Below are 9,216 nucleotides of genomic sequence, written 5' to 3' on the forward strand. Positions count from 1 at the left end.
GAATCGTGCCGGCAAAGGTTTGCCGGCACACAGGTTGACGGCTCAGGCGGCCTGGGCCAGGCAATGGCTGATGATCGCCTGCAGCTCGCGCTGATAGTCGTCCATCAACTGGCGAATGGTTTCACGACGATAGCGCCGGGTACTGAACACACAACGCAAGGCCAGGCGGCCGTCGAACACCTGGCCGACAATCTCCAGCCAGTTGCCCAGCGGCGCTTGCAGGCTGTAGCACGCCCCCACGCTTTGCTCGGCCGGCACCAACAAGGCGCGCTCGTCAAAGCTCTGGTCGAACTGGCCCAGGTAGTTGAAGGTCACCCTGGCCTGGGCCAGCCCGGCAAACTGCTGCCTGAGGCTGTTGCCCGCCAGGTAGCGCAACACGCCGTAACCCAGCCCCTTGTCGGGGACTGCCGCCAACTGGCGCTGAACCCCGAGCAGGCTGGCGCGGACGTCATCCTCGGCACCGGGCACCAGGCGTACCGGGTACATGCTGGTGAACCAGCCCAGGCTACGGCTCAAATCCAGCTCGTCGAACAGGTCTTCACGACCGTGACCTTCAAGCTGGATCAACGCCGCATCCTGCCCGGTCCAGCGGCACAGCACGCGACTCAAGGCGCCCAGCAACAGGTCATTGATCTGCGTCTGGTAGACCGCCGGCACCTGGGTCAACAGTTCGCTGGTGCGCTGGGCGTCGAGTTCCATGCGCTCTACCGCATGGAAGCCGACCAGGTTCTTGCCGCGGGGGTTATCGCAAGGGAAAGGCTGCCCCGAGTCTTGCAGTTGTTCGAGCCAGTACCCCAGCTCGCGCTCCACCAGCAGCGGCGCTTGTTGTTCAAGACGGGTCGCCCAGGCCTGGTAGCTGCTGGTGCGAATCGGCAACGCTGGGCTGTTGCCCTGGCTGCAAGCCTCGTAGGCCTGTTGCAAATCCTGCAGCAAGATGCGCCAGGACACCGTATCAATCGCCAGGTGGTGAATAACCAGCAGCAAGCGCTGCTCGCCGGCAAAGGTGATATGCAGGGCGCGCATCAATGGCCCTTGCTGCAGGTCCAGGCTACGTTGCACCCGGGCGGTCAAGTCTTCCAGCGCCGCCTCATCGGCCACGCTCACCTGCTCCAGCAGCGGCTTGTCGGCCTGGGCCTGCTGTGGCCGATACGCCTGATACCAACGTTCGCCCTCCTTGGCAAAGCACAAGCGCAAGCCATCATGCTGCTGCACCACAGCCTGCAAAGCCTGCTCCAGCGCCTGCGGCTCGAGTGCCTGGCGCGAGCGCAGCATCAATGCCTGGTTGAAGTGGTGCGCCTCTGGCATGTTCTGGGCGAAGAACCATTCCTGGATCGGCAACAGACTGAACCGGCCATCGCTGACCCGGTGGCTCAGGTCCTCCTGCTGCGCAGCACCGGCAAAGACCTGCTGATCGAACAGGCCGGCGATGGTCTGGTAGCGCATCAGGTCGCGCAGCTTGAGGTTGATGTCCAGCTGCGGGTGATTACGCACGCGGGAAATGACCTGCAAGCTGAGAATCGAGTCGCCGCCCAGCTCGAAGAAGTTGTCACTGATGCCAACCCTGTCGACTTGCAGCACCTCGGCCCAGACCTGCGCCAGCAGGTGTTCCTGCTCGCTGCGCGGGGCCAGGTAGCTATCGGCGCTGAAATCCGGCTCTGGCAAGGCCTTGCGGTCGAGTTTGCCGTTGAGCGAGATGGGCAGTGCCGCGAGGCAGATTACCTGTGCCGGGACCATGTAGTCGGGCAGCACCGCGCGCAGACCGCTGAGCAGCGCCGGCCCCTGATCGATGCCGTGCGGGGTGACCGCGTAGGCAATCAAGCGCTTGCCGGCGGCAAAGTCACGGGCAATGACCAGCGCATCGCTGACCCCGGGTTGCTGGCGCAGGCAGGCCTCGACTTCGCCCAGCTCGATGCGAAAGCCGCGAATCTTTACCTGGTGATCGATGCGACCGACGTAGTCGATGATGCCGTCCTCACGCAGGCGCACCAGGTCACCACTGCGGTAGGCCCGGGTTCCTGGCTGGCCGAAAGGGTCCGGTACGAAGCGCTCGGCGGTCAGGCCCGGGCGACGATGGTAGCCTCGGGCGACCCCCTCGCCACCAATGTACAGCTCGCCGGCGAAGCCTGCAGGCAACGGGTTGAGGTCATCGTCCAGGACCTGCAAGGCGCGCAAGCCGACGGCGCGGCCGATCGGTGCATACGCAGCTTCACAGGTCGAATCGGCCGGCACTTTCCATAGCAGCGGGGTGACCACGGTCTCAGTCGGTCCGTAGCCATTGGTGAAGTACTGCGGGCGCAATGCTGCCTTGACCAGCTCGAAGGTCTGTTCGGGTACGGCGTCGCCGCCAAAGCAGTAGATGTTCACCGCAGGCGCAGGCTCGCCACACTGGCGGGCATACTCGGCAACCTGCTTGAGGTAGGCCGGTGGGAAGCAGGCGATGGTGATTGCCTGCTGTCCAAGGGCCTTGAACGTCTGCTCCGGTGTCCACAGTTCGGCGTCGCGAATGACCAGCGCCCCGCCGCTGCCGAGGACGCTCAACCAACGCTCATGGGCACCGTCGAAGGCAAACGACATAAAGTGCAGTTCGCGGGTGCTGGCGTTCATTTCGTAGCGTTCGATAATTGCCTGGCAGTGCATGCTCAAGGGCCCGCGGGTAACCGCCACGCCCTTGGGCTGACCGGTGGAACCGGAGGTGTAGATCAGGTACGCCAGGTTGCGATCATCGCCGCAGGCAAGCGCTGGCCCGACGCGCTGTTCATCGAGCGGCAGTCGATCCATCTCTACCCGTGGCAACAGCGCCGGCAGCGGCAGGCGCCCGAGCAGATCGCTGTGGGTAATGACCAGGGCCATGCCCGAGTCCTCGATCATGTAGGCCAGGCGCTCGCTCGGGTAATCGATGTCCAGCGGCACATACGCCGCGCCGCACTTGAGCACGGCCAGCAGTGCCACGATCATCTGCGGCGAACGCTCCAGGGCCACCCCGAGCAGAACTTCAGGGCCCGCGCCCTGCGCCATCAAGGTCGCGGCCAGAGCATTGCTCTGGCGCTGCAGGGCGGCATAGTCCAGGCGCTGCCCCGCACATTCCACCGCAATCGCCCCGGGCTGACGCCGGGCCTGTTCGTCAATCAGCTCGACCACCGACAGCGGACGGTACTGCCGCGCCGGCTGTGCCCCCCAGGCCTGCAGTTGCTGCCACTGCGCGGTATCCAGGCGTTGCAGGTTACCCACCCGCTGCAGCGGTGTCTCGAGCATGGCCGTCAGTAGCCCCTCCATGGCGTGACGGATGCCCTCGACGGCCTGCTCACTGAAGGCACTGCGCAAATGCAGGTATTCGATCGACAGGCTGTCGTTGAGGTGGACGGCCAGGTCCATCGGGAAGTTGGTGACATCGTGATTGCGTGACTCGCCAAAGTGCAGGCCGCTGTCCCGGGCCTCGCCAAGCCGCTCATCGATCGGGTAGTTCTCGAACACGATGATGCTGTCGAACAACGCCTGTCCGCCCATGCCTGCCCAACGCTGGATATCCGCCAGCGGCACATGGGAATGATCGCGCACGTCCAGGTTGTAGGCTTGCAGGTCGCGCAACCAGGCATCCAGCGCTTGTTCCGGCCTGATGCGGTGAATGACTGGCAAGGTATTGATAAACAGGCCCAGCAGGGTGTCGGCATTGGCCAGGCCCTCCGGTCGCCCGGCAACCGTGGCGCCGAACACCACGGTGTCCTGACGCGTGTAGCGTTGCAACAAGAGCAGCCAGGCGCCCTGAATCAGGGTGTTGGGGGTGATACGCAAGTCACGGCACACCTGTTGCAACCGTGCAGTGCGCGCTGCATCCCAGCGGGTGTACAGCGCCCGGTGACCGGGCTCGCTGCTGCTGTGCCGCGGATGCACCGCCTGGCTCAGCGAAGTCGGCTCGACCAAGGCCTGCAGGCGCTGCTTCCAGAACTGTTCGAGGCCCTTGGCGTCCTGCCCCTGCAGCCAGCCGATGAAGTCGCGAAAGCGCCCGCCTGGCGCCGCAACCTGCGCGCCACAGTAGTGCTGCAGCACTTCTGCGAGCAGACGTGAATTGCTCCAGCCATCCATCAGGATGTGGTGGCTGGTCCAGATCATCCGGTATTGCCCGGGGCCGGTACCAATCAGCAACAGGCGCAGCAACGGCGCGGCGCCGATATCAAAGCCGCGGGCCCGTTCCGCGCTGGCACATTGCGCGACACGCTGTTCATCCCAGGGTTGATCCTGCCAGTCGAGGGTCTGTACGTGCAGCTTGACCCGGCGCTGCACGACTTGCAGCGCCGGCGTCTGCCGATCGGGCCAATGAAAGCTGGTACGCAGGGCCTCGTGGCGGTCGATTGCCGCCTGCCAGGCCTGGCAGAATCGCTCGACATCCAGGCCCTGCACCGGCAACTGCACCTGGTTGATGTAAAGCGCCGACTCGTTGTCTTCCAGGGTGTGCAGGAGCATGCCCTGCTGCATCGGCGAGAGCGGGTAGATGTCTTCGATTTCGCCGGCGGCAATCGGCAGTTGGTCAAGCCAGGCCTGCGAAACCTGCGCCAGCGGAAAGTCCGAGGGGGTCACCGCGCCAACGCCCTGATCGCAGCAATGCTCGATCAGACGCTCGAGCTCCTCGCTGTACTGCGCGGCCAGGTGCGCGATCGTCGCCTCATCGAACATGCTGCGGCTGAAGGTCCAGCCTATGCTCAAGGCCGAGTCGTACACTTGGCCATTGAGGCTCAACCAGTTGCCCAGCGGCGCGTCCAGGCTGCGCTCAAGCCCTCGGTTTTCAGCGGCGGGAACGAACAGTGCCTGATCGCTGCTGAAACTGGCGTCGAACTGCCCAAGGTAGTTGAAGGTCACCCGCGGCACCGGCAATTGCGCCAGGCTTTCACGCGCCTGCTGATCACCCAGGTAACGCAGCACCCCGTAGCCGATGCCTTTGTCCGGCACCGCCCGCAGTTGCTCCTTGATCCCCTTGAGGGTGTCGCTCCACTGCTCGAAGGCCTGCAACTTGAGCGCAAACATGCTGGTGAACCAACCCAGGGTGCGGGTCAGGTCGACCTCATCGAACAGCTCTTCACGGCCATGGCCTTCAAGCTGGATCAGGCAATGATCGGCGCCGGTCCAGCGCTGCAACACCCTGGCCAGGGCTGCCAGCAGCAGGTCGTTGATCTGCGTGCGGTAAGCCGCGGGAGCCTGCTGCAACAGCTTGCGCGTCAGCTGCGGGCTCAACTGGCTGTACAGCGTCAGCGCATCGCGACTGCGCAGCGTACCGTCGGCGTGATCCTGGGGCAGCTCGGCGCATGCGCCCTGCAACTGCTGCTGCCAGTAGCCGAGCTGCGCCTGCAGGTTGTCGCCCCGCGCATAGGTTTGCAGACGTTCGGCCCAGGCTTTGACCGAAGTGGTCTTGGCCGGCAAGGCCACAGGCTGGCCTGCCGCCAACTGTGTGTAGGCCTGTTGCAGGTCTTCGAACAGGATGCGCCAGGACACACCATCCACGGCCAGGTGGTGGACCACCAGCAACAGCCGTTGCTGACCGTCGGCCAGGGTCGCCAACAGCGCCCGCAGCAACTGCCCTTGTGCCGGCTGCAGGCTGCGCTGGGCCTCGTCGCAGTCGACTGAAAGCGCGGCCAGGTCGACTGGCGCGGTTTGCCACAGCAGCGGCGCCTGCGCCCAGTGCGCAAGCAGGCGCTCGGGCTGCAGATAGCGCACCTGTTCGGCGCTGAAGCACGAACGCAAGACATCGTGGTGCATCACCAACGCTTGCAGCGCACGCTCCAGCAGGTCGGCCTGCAGCGGCTGCGATGGCTTGAGCAGCACCGACTGGTTCCACTGGTGACGCTGGGGGATGTCACTGGCAAAAAACGCCTGGTGGATCGGCAGCAGCAACGCCGCGCCACTGACCAGGCCCTGGTCCACTGCATCGACTTCGCCGACCTCGCGAGACCGGGCGACAGCCGCCAGGCTCTGCACCGTCTGGTGCTGGAACAGCTCTTTGGGGGTGAACACGATGCCCTGGCGCCGCGCGCGGCTGACCAGTTGAATGGACACGATGGAGTCGCCGCCGAGTTCGAAAAAGTTGTCGTTCAGACCCACCCGTTCAACCTTGAGCACCTCTTGCCAAAGCGCCGCCAGCGCCACTTCCACGGCACTGCCCGGGGCCACATAGGCCTGCTGCATCTGCTCTGCATCAGGCACCGGCAGCGCCCGGCGTTCCAGCTTGCCGTTAGGGCTCAACGGCAGGCTGTCGAGGAACATCAGTTGGCTGGGTACCATGTAGTCGGGCAAGGCCGCCAGCAAGCGCGACCGCAGCAGCTCGCGCGCCTGCGCCTGGCGCTGGCGGTCGTCGCCAGGCCAGTCGCGCCGGGCCGGCACCAGATACGCCACCAGTTGCTGGCCATTGCCAGTGGCAACGGCCAGAACAACCGCCTCGTGGATTTCATCCTGTTCCAGCAAGCGTGCCTCGATCTCGCCCAGCTCAATACGCAGTCCACGGATTTTTACCTGATGGTCGATCCGCCCGCGGTACTCGATCACCCCGTCACTGCGCTGACGCGCCAGGTCGCCGGTGCGGTACATACGCTCGCCGCTGGCGAACGGGCTGACGACAAACCGTTCGGCGCTCAGGCCCGGACGGCGATGATAGCCGCGCGCAAGCCCGATACCGGCCAGGTACAGCTCACCCGTTACCCCCACGGGCACCGGCGTCAGCTCGTCGTCCAGCACATAGGTGCCAAGGTTGGCAATCGGCTGGCCAATCGGCACGCTGTCGCGGCCTTCGTCGCGACAGGTCCAGTGGGTAACATCGATTGCCGCTTCGGTCGGTCCATACAAGTTGTACAAGCTGGCTTGCGGCAAGCGGCTCAGAACCTGTTGCTGGGCATCCGCCGGCAACGCCTCGCCACTGCAAATCACTCGGCTCAGCGAGGTGCACAGACCCGCCTGGTCATCGAGCATGAACACCTGCAGCATCGAGGGCACAAAGTGCAAGGTGGTTATCTGTTCACGGCGGATGACCTCGATCAGCCGCGCAGGATCCTTGTGATCACCCGGCGCCGCCAGCACCAGGCGTGCCCCCGTCATCAGCGGCCAGAAGAACTCCCACACCGAAACGTCGAAGCTGAACGGCGTCTTCTGCAAGACCCGGTCCTGTTCGCCCAGGCCATAGGCCTGTTGCATCCAGCACAGCCGGTTGGTCAGGGCCAGGTGGCGGTTGGCCGCGCCTTTTGGCTTGCCCGTGGAGCCGGAGGTGTAGATGACATAGGCCAGGTTCTGCGGGTGCGGGTAGCACGCCGGGTTGCTGACAGGCCAGCCATCCTGAGGTTGATCGAGCAGCAGGCATTCGACATCGGCCGGCACCGGCAAGCGCTCACGTACCGATTGTTGGGTCAGCAGCAGGCGCATGCCGCTGTCCTGCATCATGTAGGCCAGGCGCTCCGCGGGATAATCCGGGTCCAGCGGTACATAAGCGCCGCCAGCCTTGAGCACCGCCAGCAGGCCGATAACCATTTCCAGGCTGCGTTCGGCGGCAATACCCACCAGCACATCGGGCCCGACACCTGCGGCCAGCAAGCGGTGTGCCCACTGGTTGGCGACTTCATTGAGCTGGCGGTAACTGAGCTGCGCAGCGCCCAGGACCAGGGCTACCCGGTCGGGTGTGGCCTGCGCCTGTTGTTCGATCAACTGATGCACGCAGCACGCCAAGGGGTAGTCCATCGCCGTGTCGTTCCAGCGCACGACCTGTTGCTGCCACTGATCGCTGTCGAGCAGGGGCATGGCCGCGACGCGCTGATCGGGCTGTTGCACGATCGCCTGCAACAGGCCCAGCCAGTGCGCAGCCATGCGCTCGACGGTCGCGCGTTCAAACAGGTCGCTGGCGTAGGTCAGGCCGGCGGCAAGCCCGCTCGGGCTGTCATGGGTATCGAGCATCAGGTCGAACTGAGCGGTGTGCTTTTCCCACGCCAGCGCCTCGATCGTCAGGGGCCCGCCCTGCCCCGCCAGTTGGTGACGCGTGCGCGCGTCGCTCTGGTGGTTGTACATGACCTGGAACAGCGGGCTGTGGCTGAGGCTGCGCTCCGGGCGCAACGCCTCGACCAGTTGTTCGAACGGCAAATCCTGATGAGTCTGGGCATCGAGCACTGTCTGGTGCACGGCCTGCAGCAGCTGGCGGAAGGTCAGTTGATCGTCAAAGCAGGCCTTGATCACCTGGGTGTTGACGAAAAAACCGATCAGCCCCTCGGTCTCCACCCGGTTGCGGTTGGCCGAGGGTACCCCGACACGAATCTCGGCCTGGCCACTGTAGCGGTGCAGCAACAGCTCGAAGCTGCTCAGCAGCAGGGTAAACAGGGTGACATTCTCCTGCCCGGCGAAACGCTTGAGCGCATCGGCCAGGCCATCGGGCAGGCTCAGCGCCAGCCGCGCACCGCGATAACTCTGCTCAGCCGGACGCGGTCGGTCAGTGGGCAGTTCAAGCAAGGGATGCTCGCTACCCAGCTGCGCAGTCCAGTAGGCCAGTTGCCGCTCACGTTCACCTGCCTCCATCCACTGGCGCTGCCAGAGGGCGTAGTCAGCGTACTGGATCGGCAGCGGCGCAAGGTCCGGGGCCCGGCCCTGGGTGAACGCGCTGTAGTACTCGATGATCTCGCGCAGCAGGATCTCCATGGACCAACCGTCAGAGACAATATGGTGCTGGATGAGCAGCAATACGTGATCATCGACATCAAGGCGCAGCAGGCAGACGCGCAACAGCGGCCCCTGGCGTAAATCGAACAGCTGGCCGACCTGCTCCTCGACGAAGGCCTTCAGCCGCGCCTCAGAACGCGCCGACGCTGGCTCGTTCGACCAGTCCAGGCAGGTGAAGTCCGCAGTCATGGACGGGTGGACGACCTGCAGGGCCTGCAGGTCGTCGTCGACAAAGGTGGTGCGCAACGCTTCATGGCGCAGATGCAACGCCTCGACACTGCGCTGCAAGGCGCCAAGGTCGAGCTCGCCGCGCAGGCGCAGCGCGAGTGGAATATGGTAGTTGGCGCTGTCTGGCTCCATCTGCCAGAGAAACCACTGGCGCTCCTGCGCATAGGACAACAACAAGGGCTCGTCGGCTTTGCGCTTGAAAATCGGCGCGACATTGAAGAGGTTGATCCCTTTTTGCTTCAGCAGTATCGCCAAGGCTTTGCGTTCCTTCGACGAAAGCGCTCCAACTGCCCCGATCAGCTCTTGCACACCCAG

At 64.5% G+C, this 9,216-nt stretch carries 1 protein-coding gene; it reads right to left on the bottom strand.

What is annotated here, in order from left to right; translation table 11 throughout:
- Positions 1 to 42: 42 nt before the first annotated feature.
- Positions 43 to 9,210: an amino acid adenylation domain-containing protein gene (locus LOY22_RS17130; RefSeq protein WP_408980925.1), complete on the bottom strand. Its 9,168-nt coding sequence runs from the start codon at positions 9,208 to 9,210 to the stop codon at positions 43 to 45.
- Positions 9,211 to 9,216: the final 6 nt, after the last annotated feature.

The sequence above is a fragment of the Pseudomonas sp. B21-035 genome (assembly GCF_024748945.1).
GTDB lineage: Bacteria > Pseudomonadota > Gammaproteobacteria > Pseudomonadales > Pseudomonadaceae > Aquipseudomonas.